This is a genomic window from Lentzea sp. NPDC055074, assembly GCF_053608005.1.
Map to the genome: position 1 here is coordinate 214,646 of NZ_JBSGUQ010000014.1, position 18,030 is coordinate 232,675.

At 70.3% G+C, this 18,030-nt stretch carries 19 protein-coding genes and 1 pseudogene; 15 read left to right on the top strand and 5 right to left on the bottom strand.

The genetic code is table 11. The features are described 5' to 3' along the window. Positions 1-4 precede the first annotated feature (4 nt). From deoC to ACWF7A_RS29205, 3 genes are read left to right on the top strand one after another with little or no spacing between them, the layout of a single operon-like run. Complete coding sequence (gene deoC, locus ACWF7A_RS29195; protein ID WP_452253681.1) at positions 5-961, top strand: deoxyribose-phosphate aldolase; 957 nt, start codon at positions 5-7, stop codon at positions 959-961. Positions 962-965: 4 nt separating this feature from the next. Continuing rightward, a complete protein-coding gene (locus tag ACWF7A_RS29200) occupies positions 966-2,393 on the top strand; it encodes an aldehyde dehydrogenase family protein (RefSeq protein ID WP_452253682.1) in 1,428 nt (475 codons plus the stop codon). After that, positions 2,386-3,249 carry an aldehyde dehydrogenase family protein gene (locus ACWF7A_RS29205; RefSeq protein WP_452253683.1) on the top strand — a complete coding sequence of 288 codons (864 nt, stop codon included), beginning with the start codon at positions 2,386-2,388 and terminating at the stop codon, positions 3,247-3,249. The genes ACWF7A_RS29200 and ACWF7A_RS29205 overlap by 8 nt, the downstream gene beginning before the upstream one ends. Before the next feature lie 3 nt (positions 3,250-3,252). On the opposite strand, the gene ACWF7A_RS29210 is transcribed toward ACWF7A_RS29205, so the two are convergent. The 3 genes from ACWF7A_RS29210 to ACWF7A_RS29220 are packed head-to-tail and all read right to left on the bottom strand — an operon-like array spanning position 3,253 to position 5,197. Beyond that, on the bottom strand, positions 3,253-3,447 hold the full coding sequence (locus ACWF7A_RS29210) for a helix-hairpin-helix domain-containing protein (RefSeq protein ID WP_452253684.1): 195 nt from the start codon (positions 3,445-3,447) through the stop codon (positions 3,253-3,255). After that, a complete protein-coding gene (locus ACWF7A_RS29215; protein ID WP_452253685.1) occupies positions 3,444-4,070 on the bottom strand; it encodes a response regulator transcription factor in 627 nt (208 codons plus the stop codon). The genes ACWF7A_RS29210 and ACWF7A_RS29215 overlap by 4 nt, the downstream gene beginning before the upstream one ends. Next, the gene (locus tag ACWF7A_RS29220; protein ID WP_452253686.1) at positions 4,067-5,197 is read right to left on the bottom strand and encodes a sensor histidine kinase; all 1,131 of its coding nucleotides are present in this window, start codon (positions 5,195-5,197) and stop codon (positions 4,067-4,069) included. The genes ACWF7A_RS29215 and ACWF7A_RS29220 overlap by 4 nt, the downstream gene beginning before the upstream one ends. Before the next feature lie 109 nt (positions 5,198-5,306). On the opposite strand from ACWF7A_RS29220, the gene ACWF7A_RS29225 reads away from it, so the two are divergent. The 4 genes from ACWF7A_RS29225 to ACWF7A_RS29240 all read left to right on the top strand — a co-directional run bounded on the left by ACWF7A_RS29225 (position 5,307) and on the right by ACWF7A_RS29240 (position 9,405). After that, positions 5,307-5,993, top strand: coding sequence for an ABC transporter ATP-binding protein (locus tag ACWF7A_RS29225; protein ID WP_452253687.1), 687 nt, complete (start codon positions 5,307-5,309; stop codon positions 5,991-5,993). Beyond that, positions 5,990-8,167, top strand: a complete 2,178-nt coding sequence (locus ACWF7A_RS29230; RefSeq protein WP_452253688.1) for an FtsX-like permease family protein — start codon at positions 5,990-5,992, stop codon at positions 8,165-8,167. The genes ACWF7A_RS29225 and ACWF7A_RS29230 overlap by 4 nt, the downstream gene beginning before the upstream one ends. Before the next feature lie 106 nt (positions 8,168-8,273). Continuing rightward, positions 8,274-8,777: a VanZ family protein gene (locus tag ACWF7A_RS29235; protein ID WP_452253689.1), complete on the top strand. Its 504-nt coding sequence runs from the start codon at positions 8,274-8,276 to the stop codon at positions 8,775-8,777. 37 nt (positions 8,778-8,814) lie between these two features. Then, a complete protein-coding gene (locus ACWF7A_RS29240) occupies positions 8,815-9,405 on the top strand; it encodes a MarC family protein (protein ID WP_452253690.1) in 591 nt (196 codons plus the stop codon). Here ACWF7A_RS29240 and ACWF7A_RS29245 read toward each other — a convergent pair. After that, the gene (locus tag ACWF7A_RS29245; protein WP_452253691.1) at positions 9,402-9,938 is read right to left on the bottom strand and encodes an SMI1/KNR4 family protein; all 537 of its coding nucleotides are present in this window, start codon (positions 9,936-9,938) and stop codon (positions 9,402-9,404) included. The two genes, ACWF7A_RS29240 and ACWF7A_RS29245, sit on opposite strands and share 4 nt — an antisense overlap. 92 nt (positions 9,939-10,030) lie before the next feature. On the opposite strand from ACWF7A_RS29245, the gene ACWF7A_RS29250 reads away from it, so the two are divergent. The 7 genes from ACWF7A_RS29250 to ACWF7A_RS29280 all read left to right on the top strand — a co-directional run bounded on the left by ACWF7A_RS29250 (position 10,031) and on the right by ACWF7A_RS29280 (position 15,485). Then, complete coding sequence (locus ACWF7A_RS29250) at positions 10,031-10,357, top strand: type VII secretion target (RefSeq protein WP_452253692.1); 327 nt, start codon at positions 10,031-10,033, stop codon at positions 10,355-10,357. Beyond that, the gene (locus ACWF7A_RS29255) at positions 10,354-11,541 is read left to right on the top strand and encodes a C40 family peptidase (protein WP_452253693.1); all 1,188 of its coding nucleotides are present in this window, start codon (positions 10,354-10,356) and stop codon (positions 11,539-11,541) included. The genes ACWF7A_RS29250 and ACWF7A_RS29255 overlap by 4 nt, the downstream gene beginning before the upstream one ends. A 57-nt stretch (positions 11,542-11,598) precedes the next feature. Further along, complete coding sequence (locus ACWF7A_RS29260) at positions 11,599-11,952, top strand: hypothetical protein (protein WP_452253694.1); 354 nt, start codon at positions 11,599-11,601, stop codon at positions 11,950-11,952. After that, positions 11,940-12,386 carry a YbaB/EbfC family nucleoid-associated protein gene (locus tag ACWF7A_RS29265; protein ID WP_452253695.1) on the top strand — a complete coding sequence of 149 codons (447 nt, stop codon included), beginning with the start codon at positions 11,940-11,942 and terminating at the stop codon, positions 12,384-12,386. The genes ACWF7A_RS29260 and ACWF7A_RS29265 overlap by 13 nt, the downstream gene beginning before the upstream one ends. A 54-nt stretch (positions 12,387-12,440) precedes the next feature. Continuing rightward, positions 12,441-13,658, top strand: coding sequence for a primosomal protein (locus ACWF7A_RS29270; RefSeq protein WP_452253696.1), 1,218 nt, complete (start codon positions 12,441-12,443; stop codon positions 13,656-13,658). A gap of 94 nt (positions 13,659-13,752) precedes the next feature. Next, the gene (locus ACWF7A_RS29275; protein WP_452253697.1) at positions 13,753-14,496 is read left to right on the top strand and encodes a GntR family transcriptional regulator; all 744 of its coding nucleotides are present in this window, start codon (positions 13,753-13,755) and stop codon (positions 14,494-14,496) included. Between the two features lie 2 nt (positions 14,497-14,498). Continuing rightward, complete coding sequence (locus ACWF7A_RS29280) at positions 14,499-15,485, top strand: dTDP-glucose 4,6-dehydratase (protein ID WP_452253698.1); 987 nt, start codon at positions 14,499-14,501, stop codon at positions 15,483-15,485. On the opposite strand, the gene ACWF7A_RS29285 is transcribed toward ACWF7A_RS29280, so the two are convergent. Then, a complete protein-coding gene (locus ACWF7A_RS29285) occupies positions 15,475-16,563 on the bottom strand; it encodes an adenosine deaminase (protein ID WP_452253699.1) in 1,089 nt (362 codons plus the stop codon). The two genes, ACWF7A_RS29280 and ACWF7A_RS29285, sit on opposite strands and share 11 nt — an antisense overlap. A gap of 410 nt (positions 16,564-16,973) precedes the next feature. Here ACWF7A_RS29285 and ACWF7A_RS29290 point away from each other — a divergent pair. Further along, a pseudogene (locus ACWF7A_RS29290) lies at positions 16,974-17,493 on the top strand (hypothetical protein); the annotation flags it as partial. Positions 17,494-18,030 lie beyond the last annotated feature (537 nt).

Consider the following 18,030-nt stretch of genomic DNA (forward strand, 5'->3'; position numbering starts at 1 on the left):
AGCCATGGCTGCTCCAACGACACTGCCGTCGGCCCTGGCTGACGCCACGCGCGACGAATCGTCGCTGCGGCGTTTCCTGCACGGGCTCCCCGGCGTCGACCAGGTCGGCGTCGAGCAACGAGCCGCGGGCCTCGGCACGCGGAGCATCAAGAAGGCCTCCAAGCTGCACGCCATCGACCTGGCGATCAGCATGGTGGACCTCACCACGCTCGAAGGCGCGGACACGCACGGCAAGGTGCGCAGTCTCGCGGCCAAGGCGAAGCGTCCCGACCCCGAACGGCCCGACGTGCCGCAGGTCGCGGCGGTCTGCGTCTACCCGGACATGGTGAAGACGGCGGCCGACGACCTCGAAGGCACCGGCATCAACGTCGCCAGCGTCGCGACGGCGTTCCCCAGCGGCCGCAGCACGATGGACATCAAGCTCGCCGACACCCGGTTCGCCGTCGAGCAGGGCGCGTCCGAGGTCGACATGGTGATCGACCGCGGCGCGTTCCTGAGTGGCCGCTACGGGCAGGTGTTCGAGGAGATCGTCAAGATCAAGGAGGCGTGCGGGGACGCGCACCTCAAGGTCATCCTCGAGACCGGTGAGCTCGTGACGTACGACAACGTGCGCCGCGCGTCGTGGCTCGCGCTGCTGGCCGGTGGTGACTTCATCAAGACGTCGACCGGCAAGGTGCAGCCCGCCGCGACGCTCCCGGTGACGCACGTGATGCTGCAGGCCGTGCGGGACTGGAAGGACCAGACCGGTGAGCTGCGCGGGGTGAAGCCCGCCGGAGGCATCCGGACGACCAAGGACGCGATCAAGTACCTGGTGGCCGTGCACGAGGTGGCCGGGCGTGAGTGGCTCGATCCGCACCTCTTCCGGTTCGGCGCGTCGACGTTGCTCAACGACCTGCTCATGCAGCGTCGGACCCAGTTGGACGGCCACTACAGCGGCCCGGACTACGTGACGGTGGACTGAAGACATGTGGGAATACGCCCCCGCGCCCGAGTCGCGGGACATCGCGAACCTCAAGCCGAACTACAAGATGTTCGTCGACGGCAAGTTCGTCGAGGGCACCGGCGAACCGCTCAAGACCGTCAACCCGGCCACCGAAGAGGTGCTCGCCGAGGTCTCGACGGCCAGCGAGTCCGATGTGGACACCGCGGTCAAGGCCGCGCGCAAGGCCTACGACCGCGTGTGGTCGAAGATGCCCGGCTCCGAGCGGGCCAAGTACATCTACCGGATCGCGCGGCAGATCCAGGAACGCGGCCGTGAGCTCGCGGTGCTGGAGTCGCTCGACAACGGCAAGCCGATCAAGGAGTCGCGCGACACCGACATCCCGACGGCCGCCTCGCACTTCTTCTACCACGCGGGCTGGGCGGACAAGCTCGGGTACGCGGGCTACGGGCCGGACCCGAAGCCGCTCGGCGTCGCGGGCCAGGTGATCCCGTGGAACTTCCCGCTGCTGATGGCCGCGTGGAAGATCGCGCCGGCGCTGGCGTGCGGCAACACCGTCGTGCTCAAGCCGGCCGAGACGACGCCGCTGACGGCGTTGGTGCTGGCGGACATCATCCAGCAGTGCGACCTGCCGCCGGGCGTCGTCAACATCATCCCGGGCGCTGGTGACGTCGGTGCGGCGCTCGTCGGCCACGAGGACGTCGACAAGGTCGCCTTCACCGGCTCGACCGACGTCGGCAAGATCATCCAGGGCCAGCTCGCGGGCACCTCGAAGAAGCTCACCCTGGAGCTGGGCGGCAAGGCCGCGAACATCGTGTTCGACGACGCCCCGCTCGACCAGGCCGTCGAGGGCATCGTCAACGGCATCTTCTTCAACCAGGGCCACGTCTGCTGCGCCGGGTCGCGCCTCCTCGTCCAGGAGTCGATCGCGGAAGAGCTGATCGAGAAGCTGCACGCACGGGTGAGCACCCTGCGCGTCGGCGACCCGCTGGACAAGAACACCGACGTCGGCGCGATCAACTCCCGCGAGCAGCTCACCAAGATCCAGGAGCTGACCGCGGCCGGTGACGCCGAGGGCGCCACCCGCTGGACGTCATCGTGCCCGTTGCCGGACAAGGGTTTCTTCTTCGCCCCGACCGTGTTCTCCGGGGTGTCGCAGGCGATGCGCATCGCCCGTGAGGAGATCTTCGGCCCGGTGCTGTCGGTGCTGACGTTCCGCACGCCGGAGGAGGCCGTGGCCAAGGCGAACAACACGCCGTACGGCCTGTCCGCCGGCATCTGGACCGAGAAGGGCTCGCGCATCCTCTGGATGGCACAACGGATGCGCGCCGGCGTCGTCTGGTCCAACACGTTCAACCGCTTCGACCCGACCGCCCCGTTCGGCGGGTACCAGGAGTCGGGCTTCGGCCGTGAGGGCGGCCGCACCGGTCTGGAGGCCTACCTCGATGTCTGATCGCATCACGGTCGCGAAGACCTACAAGCTCTACATCGGCGGCAAGTTCCCGCGCTCCGAGTCGGGCCGCAGCTATCCCGTCTCCGACGCCAAGGGCACGTTCCTCGCGAACGCCGCCCAGGGCTCCCGCAAGGACGCGCGTGACGCGGTTTCGGCTGCCCGCAAGGCTTTCGGCGGCTGGTCGGGCACGACGGCCTACAACCGCGGCCAGGTCCTGTACCGGGTGGCCGAGGTGCTGGAAGGTCGCCGCGAGCAGTTCATCACCGAGGTCGCGAGCTCCGAGGGCGTCGCGCTGAAGAAGGCGCAGTCCCTCGTGGACACCGCGATCGACCGCTGGGTCTGGTACGCGGGCTGGACCGACAAGATCGCGGCCGTGCTGGGTTCCTCGAACCCGGTGGCGGGCCCGTACTTCTCGTTCTCCACCCCGGAACCGACGGGCGTGGTCGCCGTGCTGGCGCCGCAGCAGTCGTCGTTGCTGGGCCTGATCTCGGTGATCGCACCGGTGATCGCGTCGGGCAACACCTGCGTGGTCATCACCTCGCAGGACCGCCCGCTGCCCGCGATCACGCTGTCGGAGGTGCTGGCCACCTCGGACGTCCCCGGTGGTGTCGTCAACATCATCACCGGCCGCACCGCGGAGATCGCGCCGTGGCTCGCCTCGCACGGTGACGTGAACGCGCTGGACCTCACCGGTGCGCCGGAGTCGATCCGCGCGGACCTGGAACGGTCGGCCGCGGGCACCGTGAAGCGCGTGCTGCGCAACAAGACCGGCGAGGACTTCACGGCCATGCCGGACATGTCCCGCCTGCGCGCGTACCTGGAGACGAAGACGGTCTGGCACCCGATGGGTGTGTGAGACCTAGTCGGCGGCGTAGGCCTTGCCCTGCGCCGCCAGCTCCTCCCCCAGGATCCTGATGGCCTTCGGGCCCACGCCGTGGATCTCGAGCAGTTCCTTCGCGGACACCTTCGTCAGCGAGTCGAACGTCGTGTAGCCGTGCGCGCCCAGCTCGCGAGCGGCGACCTTGCCGATGGTGCGCGGGAACTCGGTGCTCACGAGTTCACCAGCCCGGCCCGCCACGCCCACGAGGCGATCCCGACGCGGTTCTTCACGTTCAGCTTCGTCTGCACCGACGCCAGGTGCGTCTTCACCGTCGAAAGCGACAGGAACAGCGACGACGCGATCTCCTGGTTGGACAGGCCGCGCGCCACCTCCCGCACCACGTCCTGCTCCCGCGCCGTCAGCAACGACAGGTCGGGCCGCTGAGCAGGCCGCGCGAAGTGCTCCAGCATCCGCACGGTCACCTGCGGCGAGATCAGCGCGTTGCCCGCGGCGGCGGCCCGGACGGCCTCGACGAGCAGCGCCGGACCGGCGTCCTTGGTGAGGAACCCGGACGCGCCGTTCTCCAGTGCCGTGTGCACGTACTCGTCCAGGTCGAACGTCGTCACCACCACGACCTTCGTCGTGGGCGACAGCTTCTTGGTCACCTCGAGCCCGTCCATGCCGGGCATGCGGATGTCCAGCAGGGCCACGTCCGGGTTGTGCTCGCGGGCCGCGGTGACGGCCGAGATCCCGTCCGCGACATCCGCGACGACCGTGATGTCCTGCTGCTTCTCCAGGATCATCCGGAAACCGACGCGGACCATCTCCTGGTCGTCGGCGATGAGAACCGAGATCACTTGGTTCCTTCCAGGGGTAGCTCGGCGAGCACCTGCCAGCCGTTCTCACGCGGACCCGCGGAGAACAGGCCGCCCAGCAGGTCGACCCTCTCACGCATGCCCACGAGACCGTAGCCACCCTGGTTCAGCTCGTGCAGCTGCCCGTCGTCGGCCACGATCACGCGCAACGCCCCGCCGGACGTCCGCGAGATCTCCACGTCGATCATGGTGGGCCGTACCGCGTGTTTGTGCACGTTGGTGAGCGACTCCTGGACCAGGCGCAACACCGACCGGCCGAGCTCCGGCGGCACCACGTCGGGCAGGTCGATGCGCAGCCTGGTCTCGAAGCCGAGCTCGCGGGTGCGTTCGACGGTCTCGATGACGTCGGCGGCGAGGTCGGTGGTGGCGGCCTCGTTCTCGCCCTGGCGCAACGTGCCGACGAGGCGGCGCATGGCTCCCAGCGCTTCCGTGCCCGAACGGACGATGCCCGGCAGCAGGCGGTGAGCGGCGCGCGGGTCGTCGTCGGAGACCTCCAACGCCGCCTGGGCCTGCACGAGCATGCCCGTCACGTGGTGGGCGACGACGTCGTGCAGCTCGCGGGCCAGAGCGATGCGCTCTTCCTTCTGCGCGTCGGTGACGGCGGCGGCGATCAGGCGGCCGCTCTCGGTGTCGCGGGCGCGGAAGTACAGGCCGGTGCCGACGGCGGTGAAGCCGAGGACGACCGAGCCGAGCATCTCGTTGTAGTTGCTGGACGAGAGCCAGTTGTCGCGGACGATGGCGGCGAAGAAGCTCACGGCCATCAGCGAGCCGACCGACCACGTGGCGGCGCGGCGGGGTTCCTCGCGCACGACCACGGCCGTGATGACCAGGAACGCGGCGGTCTCGGCGACGGTCAGCGGGCTGAGCAACGTCGGCAGGTCCACGTGGAAGAGCCGGATGACGAACGACGACACGAAGGCCGACGCGACCGCGATCGGGATGGTGAAGGCACGCGACTTGAACGACGTCACGGCCGCGATGCACACCGGCACGGTCAGCAGCCACACGAGTGCCTCGGCGCTGCCGGGCCCGCTCATCAGAAGTAGCTCGCCCACCATCAGCAAGGCGAGAACGGCGGCGATCGGCCATTGGCCCCGATGACTGTCCACGGGAGACAACGGTAGGACCACCACACCTCTCCGGCCTCGGTCATCCGGCTGATCCGGTGTGTCGTCAAGGCTGAGGTTTTCGGGCCGCGCGCACGGCACCTTGAGGAACATGAATTCGGTTCTGGCCGCTCGTGGCCTGGTCAAGACCTACGGCGACGTGCACGCGCTCGCCGGGGTGGACATCGACATCAAGGCCGGGGACGTGCTGGCGGTCGTGGGCCCGTCCGGCTCCGGCAAGACGACGCTGCTGCACGTGCTGTCCGGCATCCTGCGTTCCGACGGCGGCGACGTGTTCCTCGACGGGCGCGCGATCGGCGAGCTGAACGAGACGGGCCGCAGCGCACTGCGGCGCACCGCGTTCGGGTTCGTCTTCCAGTCGGGGATGCTCGTGGCCGAGCTCACCGCCGAGGAGAACGCGGCCCTGCCGATGCTGCTCGCCGGTGGCTCGCGGGAGGAAGCGCTCGGCGCGGCCAGGCTGTGGCTTTCCCGGCTCGGCCTGCAGGGCCTGGAGAAGCGGCTGCCGAGCCAGCTCTCCGGCGGGCAGGCACAACGGGTCGCGATCGCGCGGGCGCTGGCCCACAAGCCGCGGGTGATCTTCGCCGACGAACCGACCGGGGCCCTCGACACCCGCACCGGCCAGGAGATGATGACGGCCCTGCTGCAGGCCGCGGAGGAGACGGGCGCCGCCGTCGTGATCGTCACGCACGACAAGGCGATCGCGGACCGGGCGTTGCGCGTCGTCGAGATCCAGGACGGCAAGATCGTCCAGAAGACCGCCGCGGGGGTGTCCGCGTGAGGATCGCCCTCGCGGTGCTGCGCAGGGACCGCCGCAGCCAGGTCGCGACCGTGCTGGTCGCGCTCGGCGTGATGATCGCGGTGTCGCTGGTCCTGTGGCTGCTCGCCGCACCGAACGGCCTGCAGGCGCGAGCCGACCGCACGGCGTGGCGCGACGGGATCGGCCAGCCCGGCAAGAGCACCATCTCCGTTGCCGTGAACCGGGACTCCTACGACGGCAGGCTCATCGAACGGTTCGACGTCGCCCGGACCGAGCAGGGTGCGGTCCCGATCGCGGCCGGCATCGCCAAGTTCCCCGAACCGGGCGAGGTGCTGCTGTCCCCCGCGCTCGCGGACCTCGTGCGCGCCACCCCGGCGGAGAAGCTCGGCAACCGCTTCCCCGGCACGGTGGTCGCGGAACTGGGGCCGGAGGCGCTCAAGTTCCCCGGCGAGCTCGTCGCGATCGTCGGCCACGACGAGGTCGGGAACGGCTATCCCGCGGACGGTCTGCGGGGCGGCGCCGGCTCGTACCGCGACGACTACCACGGCATGCTCTACCTGCTCACCCGCGTCGGGCTCGTGGTGCTGGTCGTGCCTTGCCTCGTCCTGGTCGCCTCGGCCGCGCGGCTGACGGCGGCGAAGCGGGAACGGCGTCTCGCCGCGCTCCGGCTCGCCGGTGCCAGTCCCCGGCAGGTCGTGGTCATGACGGCCGTGGAGACCGCGCTCGGAGCCGTCGTCGGCAGCGTGCTGGGGGTGGTGCTGGCGCAGCCGTTCAGCCACATCACGGCGAAGGTCCCGTGGGAGGGCGGTACCTGGTTCCCCGGCGACTTCGTGCCGGAACCGGCGGTCGTGGCGGCGGTGGCCGTGCTCGCGCCGTTGCTGGTCATCGGGGCCGCTGTGCTGGGACTGCGGCGCGTGGTGAACCAGCCGCTCGCTGCGGAGGCGAAGCGGAAGGTCCGGTCGTGGCGGCTGCTGACCATCGCCGGCGCGCTGGGCGTGTTCTTCCTCGGGATCATGTACGCGCAGGAGGCCGGTGGCGACGGCCAGTTCACCGTCGTGCTCCTCGGTCTCGGCGCGGTGGCGCTCGCGCTCGTGCTGGCGGGGCCCGTGCTGACCGCGTGGGTCGGCCGGTTCTTCGTCGGGCGGTGGCGCAGGCCGTCGACGTTGCTCGCGGGACGCAGGCTCGCCGGTGACCCGGTGGCGGCGTTCCGCGGGTCGGCGGGCGTGGTGATCGCCGTGTTCACCGGGTCGATGGCGCTCACGATGCTGCCGGGGCTCGAGAGCCAGGTCCCGTACCGCGACTCGACGTGGCTCGAGAACGCGATCGTGGCGGAGCAGGTGACGCACGACGTCACGCCGGTGCGCCTGGCGACCTCGGCGCCGATCGTCACGATGCTCGACGGCACGATCAGGAGCGGCGACTACGGCACGTACGTCATCGTCGGTGACTGCGCCGACGTCGCGAAGGTGCTGACCGGCCTGCGCTGCCAGGACGGGCCCGCCGTCTACTCGTCAGGACCGTTGCAGGGCACCGAGTTCAAGTCGAGCGGCGGGAAGGAGGAGCTGACCGCGCAGCTGCCGGCGCGGTACGAGACGCGGCCCTTCGAGGGCGGCGGCCGGGTGAGCGCCGTCATCGACCGGGGCCTGCTGCCGTCGGTCGCGGGCGCGGTGTCGATGGTCGGGGTGCCGACGACGGCGGAGAACCGCGACGCCGTGCACACCGCGCTGGTCGGCACGCTGCCGGGCGTGCGGCTCGTGGACGGCGAGCAGCGGGACATCTACGGCGACACCCTGATGGCGGACCTGCAGCGGGCCACGATCATCGGCCTCTCGATCGCGGCGGTGCTCGGCGGCATCGGCGCGGCGGTGGCCGCGGCAGGGTCGGTGATCGACCGCAGGCGCACTTTCGGCGCGTTGATCGCGGCCGGAACGCCGATTCGTGTGCTGGGTCACGCATTGCGCCGCGAGGTAATGCTTCCGGTGTTCGCGGTCACAATTGCCGCGTGCGCGGCGGGAATTGTCGTGGGCCTCGGACTGCTCACTCTGGCGCGCGGACTGGTGGGTCACGGTGAAATGCCGATCACGCCGTGGGTCGTCGCACCGGTGGGCGTCGGCGTCGTGGTCGCGCTGGTAGCGGCCCTGGCGTGCGGTCCGGTACTACGCGGCATCAGCCCGAGGGATTACGCGGCGGAGTAGTACTCGGCCGGAAGTACGAGAGTGGAACTGGCCCTCAGCGCGATGTGCGCGGAGGGCCATTTTCCTACCTTTGATTCATGACGAATGCACAGCTCGCGAGCATCCAGTGGGGCGTTTTCCTCTCGGTCGTCTTCCTGCTCCCGCACTGCTGTTCCGTCAGCTGACCTTCCGCAGCGCCACCATCACCGTCTACGCGAGCATGCTGTTCTCGGCGACGTTCCTGCCCATGCAGACCGTGGCGCCGCGTCAGTCCGTGCAGCTGGTCCCGTTCCAGTGGGTCGCCGACACTTTCCGTGACGGGCAGATCGCGTTCGACCAGATGACGCTGAACGTGCTGCTGTTCGTGCCGCTCGGCGCGATGCTGATGTTCTGGGGCAGGCGCGGCATCGGTCAGGCCGCGCTGATCGGCTACGGCGTCTCGCTGCTGATCGAGGGCTCGCAGCTGCTGTGGGCCAACCGGATCTTCGACGTCGACGACCTGATCACCAACACCACCGGCACCGCGCTGGGCTGGCTCGGCGCGCTGGCCGCCGTGAAGGTCCACGCCCGCGTGACGGCCGCCGCCGCGCCGCGGTCGCAGGCCCGGCGTTCACTCGCCGGCGTGAGGTAGCGCGCGGGGTCCGCGTCCCGGCTCGATCATGGCCGCCATGAAGTTCGTGGAGGCGTTCAGCATCCTGGTCGCCGTGGTCGGCCCTCCGAAGATCCTCCTGGCGTTCCTGATGGACACCGAGGGCGCCGACTCGAAGACGCGCTGGCGGGTGGCGCTCACCTCCACCGCGATCGCGCTGGGCGTCGGCCTGTTCGTGGTCGTGGCCGGGCGGGTGCTGCTCTCGATCTTCCACATCAGCGAGGGCGCGCTGTACCTCGCGAGCGGCGTGATCCTGTTCGTGCACGCGCTGGACCTCGTGCTGGGCCGCAAGCAGGACCCGCTGCACGACGAGACCCGCGGCACCCACGAGCTCGCGACCGCCTACTACGCGAACCCCGTGGCGCTGGCCTACCTGTTCCTGCTCTCGGACACGAAGTCGGTCGAGACGACGTTCGTGCTGGCCGGCGGGTTCGCGGCGGTGATCGCGCTCGACCTGGCCGCCATCGCGGTGCTCGGCATCGCGCTGCGCTGGGTCAAGATGACCTACGCGTGGGTGCTCGTGCGGGTGCTCGGCGTGCTTCTCGCGGCGCTCGGCGTGGACCAGATCGTCGAGGGCCTGATCACGCTCGGCATCCTCGAACGGGTCTAGCTCGTGCGCCAGCCCAGCTCACCCGCGGTGTTGACCTCGGGGAAGCAGTGCCCGACGCTGCTGCGCGCCTCCAGGGCCGTCGCGACCTGGTCGAACATCTCCACGATCGACGTGTACTCCGGCTTGACCATCTCGTTGCGCTCCTGGTCCCACTCGACCACGCAGCCGCGCAGCACGCCGGGGCGCAGGTCCACCGCGAGGACGTCACCGGTGCCGTCGAACGCGATCGGGAGCCACTCGGGGTGAAATCCCGAGGTCGGCGCGCCCGCCTCGGAGGCGTCCACGGGCTTGCTCACGTGGGTCTCCCGCAGCACGAACGCGCGGTCGGCACCCAGCGGCGTGTAGAAGGGCGGCAGGATCTCGGCGAAGAAGCCCTCGTCGGTGCCGCCGTAGACGCTCCACCACAGCTGGAGATCGATCGGAACCCGAAGATCCGGTAGCGCGTCATACCTCGGACGCAACACCGCACGGGTGGCCGGAGCGTGCTCCGCCAGCCATGCCAGGATCCGGTTCCAGTGCTCGATCACACCCACCGGTCCATGATCTTGGCGGAACGTCGGGCGAGGTACCGCCCATCGGGGCAGGATCAAGGCGAACACGTCACTACCGGGGGAAGAGCTTTCAGATGGCGGAACAAGGCCTCAAGGTCGACGTCGACGCCTTGGCCGGATACGCGTCGGCCGTGAGCGGCCTCGCGAGCGAGGTCGGAACCGTGGGCACCGGCACGTTGAACGGCACCACGAGCCTGCCGGGCGACTGCTTCGGCAAGATCGGCAACGAGGTGGGCCTCAACGCGGCCTTCCAGGCGGCCGCGCAGGCGCAGCTCGACGCGCTCAAGGCCGCGTCGACGGGTCTCGCGGGCCTCGGCACCGCGGTCTCGAAGGCCGGCGAGGCCTACCTCGCCCAGGAAGACGCCCACAGGGCGGCGATCACCAAGGCGGCGCAGGCATGAGCGTCGAGGGACTGCTGAGCCAGTTCATCGCGCCCATGAAGGAGGACCTCGCGAAGCTCGACGGCGACACCGGCGGCGCGACGCGGGCGGGGGACGCGTTCGGCCGCGCCCAGACCGCGGTGGCCGAGCTCGGCACGCGGCACGCCTCGGCCTCGACCGCCGTGCTGGACACGTGGAGCGGTGACAGGGCGAACGCCTTCACGGCCCGCGTCTCCGCGTTCGCCTCGGCCACGACCCTGTTGTCCTCCAACGCTTCCGCACTCAAGAACGCCGCCTCGACCGGTGTGAGCGCGGTGACCGGCGGTCGCACCGCGATCCAGGGCCTCATCGACGAGTTCACGTCGAAGGCGACCCCGAAGCTCGCCGCCGCGATCGCCCTGTCCCTCGTGGCGGGACCCGGCGTGGTGCTGGCGGCTGTCGCCGACCTCGCCGGCATGGCCTCCGGCTACCAGGGCAGGACCGCGGCCGAGCTGCAGAAGGTGCGCGACCAGCTCACCCAGCTCGTCGGCCAGCTCAACGGCCTGCAGAAGCCGGACGCGGGCGCGCTGGGCAGGCTCGGCGACCCGCTCGGCGGTGACGAGGGCACGACCTCCGCGTCGAGCGCCACCGACACCAAGAAGCAGCAGGAGTCCGGTCCCAGTTCCAACTCCGGCAGCTCGGGTTCGGGTGGTGGCGGCGGTTCCGGCGGTGGCGGTTCGGGCGGCGGTGGCGGTGGCTCAGGCGGCGGTGGAGGTGGCGGCGGTGGCTCGGGCCCGCGCCTGCCCGTCGCGATCCCGCCGCAGCCCGGTGAGGGCGTCGGCGTGAACCTGCCGGACGGCAGCAGCGCCGAGGCACCGAACGAGACCGCGGCCAAGGCCGTGCGCAACGCGTTGTCGGCGCTGGGCACCCCGTATGTCTGGGGCGGCGCGAACCCGCCCCAGGGCACCGACTGCTCGGGCCTCACGCAGTGGGCGTACGGCGGCGCCGGGTTCGACATCCCGCGGCCGGCCTCGTCCCAGGCGATGGGCGCTTCGGTGCCCGCGGACCAGGTGCTGCCCGGCGACCTGGTGGTGTGGGACGGGCACGTGGCGATGATCATCGGCAACGGCCAGATGGTCGAGGCCGGCGACCCGGTGCAGGTGCAGCCGATCCGCACGTCGAACAGCGGCATGTCGTTCTACGGCTTCTACCGGCCGACGGGCTGACTTCACACCGAGGAACACGGCATGCGGCACACTGTCCCCGGCAGGGGGTGATCGGGAGTGGACGACGACGTCCAGCGCGCCGCGCGGAAGGTGCGCGATGTCGAGCAGGCCGTGTCGGAGCACGTCACGCGCAGTGGTCCCATCACGGGACGTGCCTCCTCTCCGGACGGTGCGGTGACGGTGGTCGCGACGCCTGGCGGTCCGCCGCAGCAGATCGCGGTGAGCGCGGCGGCGTTGCGGATGGGCCCGCACGGCCTGGCCGCCGAGATCATGCGCGTCGCCGAGAAGGCCCGGCGCACCGCGAACACCCGCCTGCACCAGTCGCTGGAACGAGTGGTCGACCCGCGCGAGCTGACGGCGCTGGGCGTCGAGCGCGGCCAGGACGAGGACGACTTCGGGTGGCAGCGGTGAACGAGGAACGGCTGCAGGCCACCGAGCGGCTCCAGCGCGAGCTCGGCACCCTCACCGCCACGATCGAGCACCCGAACGGGATGTGCATGGTCACGGCGACGCCGAAGGGCGAGATCAAGGCCCTGCACCTGCACCCCGCGCTGCTGACGCAGGGTGCGCAGGCCGTCGGCCAGGTCGTCACGGAGACCGTCGGGCTCGCCACGAACGCGGCCGTGCAGGTCAGCTTCAACAAGATGGCGCTGGCGCTCGGTGACGGAATGGCGATCGACGTCGAGTCCATCGCCGGCGACTCACCCTTCCGGTCGACGTGGAACCCCGTCGTGCCGCCCAAACCCCCAGCTGAAGAGGCACCGCCGGAGCGCAGGCAGAGGGCTCCGCGCGTCGAGGACGCGGACGACGACGCGTTCTTCGACAACCCCTCGTGGCTCCGGTGATCAGCACCGTTAGGCTCGTCGACGGCATCAGGCAGGCGTGACCGGGAGGTCAGGATGGCGCAGGACATCGTCCCCATCGAGCTGGGGCTGACGCAGGGTGACGTCGTCACGCTGTGGGCACCCCGCTGGCGCGAGAAGGGCGAGGAGTGGGAGGCGTTCCTCGGTGACGAGGAGGACCTGTTCGTCTTCCCCGACGCCGCGCACCTCGCCGCGTTCGTGCGCACCGCCGAGGAGCACGACCTGACCGATCACCCCGCGTGGCCGGTCGTGCCATCGCTGGGCGTGGCGGACCTCTCGCCGGACGACAACCACCAGTTCGACCTCGTCGGCGTGCCCGAGCTCGTCGCGGAGGACCCGGACACCTGGACGATCGGTGAGCTCGCCGACGTCATCGCGATCGTGCGCGCCCTCGCGGACGTCTGCGACCTGGAGAAGGTCCACGAGGTGCTCGACAGCGCCGAGGGCTTCTCGCTGCTGCCGCAGGGCACGCTGCCGTTCAGCGGCCGTGACGGCGGCAAGCTGTGGGGCGAGCTGTCCGAGGTCGTCTCCGAGAAGTGGGACGAGGTCCTCGACGCGATCGACAGCGTGGTGAACACGCCGGAGGTCCCCGAGAAGGAGCTCGCGGTCGCCCAGGAGGAGCTCGCCGCGCTGGAGGCCGCGACGGCCGCCGCCGCCGTCGACTCCCCCGCGGACGAGGACTCCGACGAGGAGAAGGCCGAGCCCACGGGCTTCTGGGCCGAGGTCGGCGTCGACCCCATCAAGATCATCACGTCGGCCGGCGAGTTCTACACGCTGCGCTGCTACCTCGGCGACGACCCGGTGTTCCTGGGCCGCCGCGGCAAGATCGAGGTCTTCACCTCGCAGCGCGCGCTGAGCCGCTTCGTCGCCGAGAACGACGAGCACGACCTGGCCGAGGTCGAGACCTGGAACGACATCAAGGTCAAGGCCACCGCCGGCGAGCTCGACGTCGAGGTGGACGACGACAACGTCTACGTGCTGACCGGCATCGCCGAGGACATGGAGGAGGGCCCCGACTCCCTCGACCCGCAGCAGCTCGACCTCGCCGTCGAACTGTTCGAGGACGCGGCCGAGTGGGCCGACGACGAGTCCGTGAAGGACGCGCTCGCCTCGTCCGAGTCGCTGGGCTGGCTCGTGTCGTTCGTCGTGTCGCCCGACCCGACGCGCCTCGCGCCGTCCGCCCCGTACGACGCCGAGGTGGCCGCGTTCCGCACGCTGCAGGCCTCGTTCGAGGACCGGCTCAACACCAACTGATCCCTGCTGTCGAAAGGGCCGCTCGCTGTGCGCGAGCGGCCCTTTTCGTTTGCCTGCGGCGCCAGGCCTTGCGGCGCCTGTATGATACAGGTTTATGACAGGTTCTCGGTCGCAGCGCCTCGCCGCCGAACTGCGTGAGCGCATCACTCTCGGCGACTACGGCCCGGCGGGGTCGATCGAGAGCGAGGCCGAGCTGGGCCGTCGTCACGAGGTCAGCCGCGTCACCGTGCGCCGGGCGTTGGAACAGCTCCGCGACGAAGGCCTTCTGGCGTCACGGAAAGGCGCCGGCTGGTACGTCGTGTCGTTCGCGCAGCCGTTGGCGCTCGGCACGTTCCAGCACGCGCAGTCGGCCGTCGCCGAAGCCGGGATCTCGCTCGTGCGGATGGTTCTCGAGTACGGCTACCGCGAGGCACCTTCGACTGTCGCCTCGACGCTGGGCCCTGGCGAGATGCTGCGCGTGCGTTCGTTGCGCCGCACGGGAGAAACGCCGCTGGACGTCGTGACGGAGTGGGTGCCGCTGGCGCTCGCCGCACCGGTCAGCCGGGCCGACGCCGAGTCGCCCGGCACGTGGGAGACGTTGCGGCGCAAAGGAAACCAGATCGCCGTCGTCCGCCAGAGCATCGCGGCCGTCGCGGCGGGCGACCTCGGCGCACTGCTCGGCGTTGCGGCCAGCACACCCGTGCTTCTGGTGCGCCGCATCGCTTTCGACGGCGCCGGGCAGCCGATCGCCCTGTCCGAGCACCACTACCTGGGCCACCGGTTCCAGCTGGAGGTCGAGTTCCGCGGCTGGCCCGGCGCGGAACCTCCCGGCGTCGCGGCGATTCCCTCGGAGGACTGACCATGCGCGTGCTCGTCACCGGTGCGGCCGGGTTCATCGGCTCGCACTTCACCCGATACTGGCTGCGCGAACACCCGGCGGACGAGGTGATCGCGCTCGACGCGCTGACCTACCGCGGCATCCGCGCGAACCTGCCCGCCGACGTGCAGTTCGTGCGCGCGGACATCGGCGAGGCCGACGTCGAGGGCGTCGACGTGGTGGTGAACTTCGCGGCAGAGTCGCACAACAGCCTCGCGGTGCTCGATCCCGGCCGCTTCTTCCGCACGAACGTCCTGAGCACTCAGGCGTTGCTGGAGTCCTGCCGCCGCGCGGGCGTCCAGCGGTTCCACCACGTGTCGACGTGCGAGGTGTACGGAGATCTCGCGCTGGACGCGACCGAGGCGTTCCACGAGGAGTCGCCCTATCGGCCGCGCACGCCCTACAACGCGTCGAAGGCCGGCTCGGACCACGCCGTGCGGTCGTACTTCGAGACGTTCGACCTGCCGGTGACGATCACCAACTGCGCCAACAACTACGGGCCGAACCAGTTCCCCGAGAACGTGCTTCCGCTGTTCACCGTCAAGGCCCTGCGGGGCGAGCAGCTGCCCGTCTACGCGTCGAGCGACAACCGCCGCGAGTGGATCCACGTGCTGGACCACTGCCGTGCGATCGACGCGGTGCTGCACGACGGCGTCGTCGGCCGGACGTACCACGTGGGCACGGGCGTCGAGGCGAGCGTCGACCAGATCGCCGACCTGGTGCTGGACGAACTGGGGCTGCCCCGGTCGCGGAAGTCGGTCGTCGCCGACCGCCCCGGCCACGACCGGCGCTACCTGCTCGACTCCGGCAGGATCGGCCGCGAGCTCGGATGGCGCCCGGAGATCGGTTTCGAGGCCGGAGTCCGGGACACCATCCGCTGGTACGCCGCCAACCGCGCGTGGTGGGAGCCGCTGCTGGGGCTCAGCGCGATCGACGAGAGCGCGTGGGCCCAGCCGGTGGCTACGCGGTGAGGGCCGCGTACCCCGGCTTGACCAGCTCGTTGATGATCGCCAGCCGCTCGTCGAACCCGAGGAACGCCGACTTCATGGCGTTGATCGTGAACCACTGCAGGTCGGCCCAGCCGTAGCCGAAGGTCTCGGCCAGCGCGGCGAACTCGCTGGAGAGCGAGCAGTCGCTCATCAGGCGGTTGTCGGTGTTGACGGTGACGCGGAACCGCAGCTTCGCGAGCAGGCCGATCGGGTGGTCGGCGAGCGTCGGGGCGGCACCGGTCTGCAGGTTCGACGTCGGGCACATCTCCAGCGGGATGCGGCGGTCGCGGACGTACGCGGCCAGCCGTCCCAGCTGGACGGTGCCGTCGCCGGAGACCTTGATGTCGTCGACGATCCGCACGCCGTGGCCGAGCCGTTCGGCGCCGCAGTGCTGGATCGCCTCCCAGATGGACGGCAGGCCGAACGCCTCACCGGCGTGGATGGTGAAGTGCGCGTTCTGCTGGCGCAGGTACTCGAACGTGTCGAGGCCCCTGGTGGGAGGGAACCCGGCCTCGGGGCCCGCGATGTCGAACCCGACGACGCCGAGGTCGCGGTAGCGGACGGCCAGCTCGGCGATGCGCAGCCAGCCCTCGTTCTGACGCATGGCGCAGAGCAGGGTGCCGACGCGGATCTTGCGGCCGGTCGCGGCGACGCGCTGCTCGCCGATGCGGAAGCCCTCCTGGACGGCCTCGACGACCTGCTCCAGCGAGAGGCCCTTCTCGGTGTTCAGCTCGGGCGCGTAGCGGATCTCGGCGTAGACGACACCGTCCGCGGCCAGGTCCTCCACGGCTTCGGCGGCGACGCGGACGAGAGAAGGCTCGTCCTGCATGACACCGCACGTGTGGGCGAAGCCCTCGAGGTAGCGCACGAGCGAACCGGAGTTGGCGTTGTCGCGGAACCAGCCGCCGAGGACGCCCGCGTCTGTGGTGGGCAGGCCCTGGTAGCCGGAGGCATCGGCGAGTTCGATCACCGTCTGCGGGCGGAGGCCACCGTCGAGGTGGTCGTGCAGCAGGACCTTCGGCGCGCTGCGGATGGTCTCCAAGGTAAGCGGCGTGGACATTGCTACACGTTACTCCAGGCGGCGGGTCCGACTGAGGGGCCGCGCGTGCCTGCCGGGAGCCTTTCCGAGGCGACACACCGCCGCGGTGCTGGCCTAGATGATCTTGCCGACGATATGATCATTTGCTGGGTCAACGTCGTTGCAGATCCGTGATCAGCAACTTTCTGCAACCAACGCGAGGCTTGAGTCACCCCAAGGTAGGAACATCATCGGTGGCTACTGCCTGCTTCCAGGCGGTTACTTGGCGTTCAGAGTAGTCAGGTAGCCTGATCGGGTTAGTTGCCCGTCCGCACCCGGCCATTTTCTGGCGGGGGTGGTACAGCGACGTCCCGTGACGCGGATAGGCTCCCGTGGTCTCCCCCTCCCCTGGACGAAGGCACTCAGCCGTGACAGAGAACAACAACTCCACGATGTCCTTCGATCGGATGCGCAACATGCTCACGCGCGCCGCGGAGATCCGTGAGAGCGAGCAGCAGCAGATCTTCGACGCGCTGGACGAGATCCACGCCCGGATGTCGCCTCTGGAGTCGCTGGGTTCGGTTCGCAAGCGCCTGTCGGAGCTGCCGGACCGCACCGAGGTCAGCGTTCTCGCTGAGCGCCTGGACGAGGCCCTCGCCAAGCTGGAGGCCCAGGACACCGCCGTCGCCGACATCGGTCGCGCGGTCGACGCCCTGGTGGACAAGCTCGCCAAGCCCTTCGCCCAGCTGGACGGCCGCCTCGACGGCGTCGCCGGCCGCTTCGAGGGCGTCGCGGGCCGCATGGACGGCCTGGAGGACAAGCTCTCCAGCATCCACAAGCGCATCGACGACCTCGACGGCCACATGGACAAGCAGGACGGCAAGGTCGACGCCATCCCCGCCGCCGTCACCAACCCGCTGCGCGAGCGCGTCGAAGCCCTCGAGGCCGCGCTGCGCGGCCGTCTCGACGAGGTCGACGAGGGCGTGCACGAGCACCTCGACGGCACCCGCGAGGCGCTGCAGAAGATCCTCGCCGAGTCGTTCTCGAGCGTCCACGGCCGCGCCGACGAGCAGCGTGACGCCCTCGCCGCTGCCCGCGCCGAGCTGACGACCGCCGTCGCCGAGAGCCGTGCCGCCCTGGCGTCCGCCGTGACCGACAGCCAGAACCAGGTCGTGGCCGCCGTGACCGAGCGCGGCAACCAGCTGGCCTCGACGCTGGGCGAGACCCGCACCGAACTGGCCGGCGCCGTGGCGGAGACCCGCGAGTCGCTGGCCGGCACCATCGCCGAGTCCCGCGCCGAGCTGACCACGTCCCTGACCGAGACGCGCGACTCGCTCGCCGGCTCGCTCAACGAGACCCGCGACTCGCTCGCCGGCTCCCTCACCGAGACCCGCGACTCCCTCGCGACCTCGCTCGCCGAGACCCGCACCGAGCTCGCGACCGCCGTCACCGACACGCAGAACGTCGTCAACGGCAAGCTCGACGAGGCCCGCACCGCCCTGTACGCGG

Bases quoted from the DNA above. Each gene is read 5' to 3' on its own strand.
- ACWF7A_RS29225 (WP_452253687.1), top strand. From the start codon at position 5,307: ATGAATTCGGTTCTGGCCGCTCGTGGCCTGGTCAAGACCTACGGCGAC.
- deoC (WP_452253681.1), top strand. From the start codon at position 5: ATGGCTGCTCCAACGACACTGCCGTCGGCCCTGGCTGACGCCACGCGC.
- ACWF7A_RS29250 (WP_452253692.1), top strand. From the start codon at position 10,031: ATGGCGGAACAAGGCCTCAAGGTCGACGTCGACGCCTTGGCCGGATAC.
- ACWF7A_RS29285 (WP_452253699.1), bottom strand. From the start codon at position 16,563: ATGTCCACGCCGCTTACCTTGGAGACCATCCGCAGCGCGCCGAAGGTC.
- ACWF7A_RS29200 (WP_452253682.1), top strand. From the start codon at position 966: ATGTGGGAATACGCCCCCGCGCCCGAGTCGCGGGACATCGCGAACCTC.
- ACWF7A_RS29240 (WP_452253690.1), top strand. From the start codon at position 8,815: ATGAAGTTCGTGGAGGCGTTCAGCATCCTGGTCGCCGTGGTCGGCCCT.
- ACWF7A_RS29255 (WP_452253693.1), top strand. From the start codon at position 10,354: ATGAGCGTCGAGGGACTGCTGAGCCAGTTCATCGCGCCCATGAAGGAG.
- ACWF7A_RS29270 (WP_452253696.1), top strand. From the start codon at position 12,441: ATGGCGCAGGACATCGTCCCCATCGAGCTGGGGCTGACGCAGGGTGAC.
- ACWF7A_RS29275 (WP_452253697.1), top strand. From the start codon at position 13,753: ATGACAGGTTCTCGGTCGCAGCGCCTCGCCGCCGAACTGCGTGAGCGC.
- ACWF7A_RS29280 (WP_452253698.1), top strand. From the start codon at position 14,499: ATGCGCGTGCTCGTCACCGGTGCGGCCGGGTTCATCGGCTCGCACTTC.
- ACWF7A_RS29205 (WP_452253683.1), top strand. From the start codon at position 2,386: ATGTCTGATCGCATCACGGTCGCGAAGACCTACAAGCTCTACATCGGC.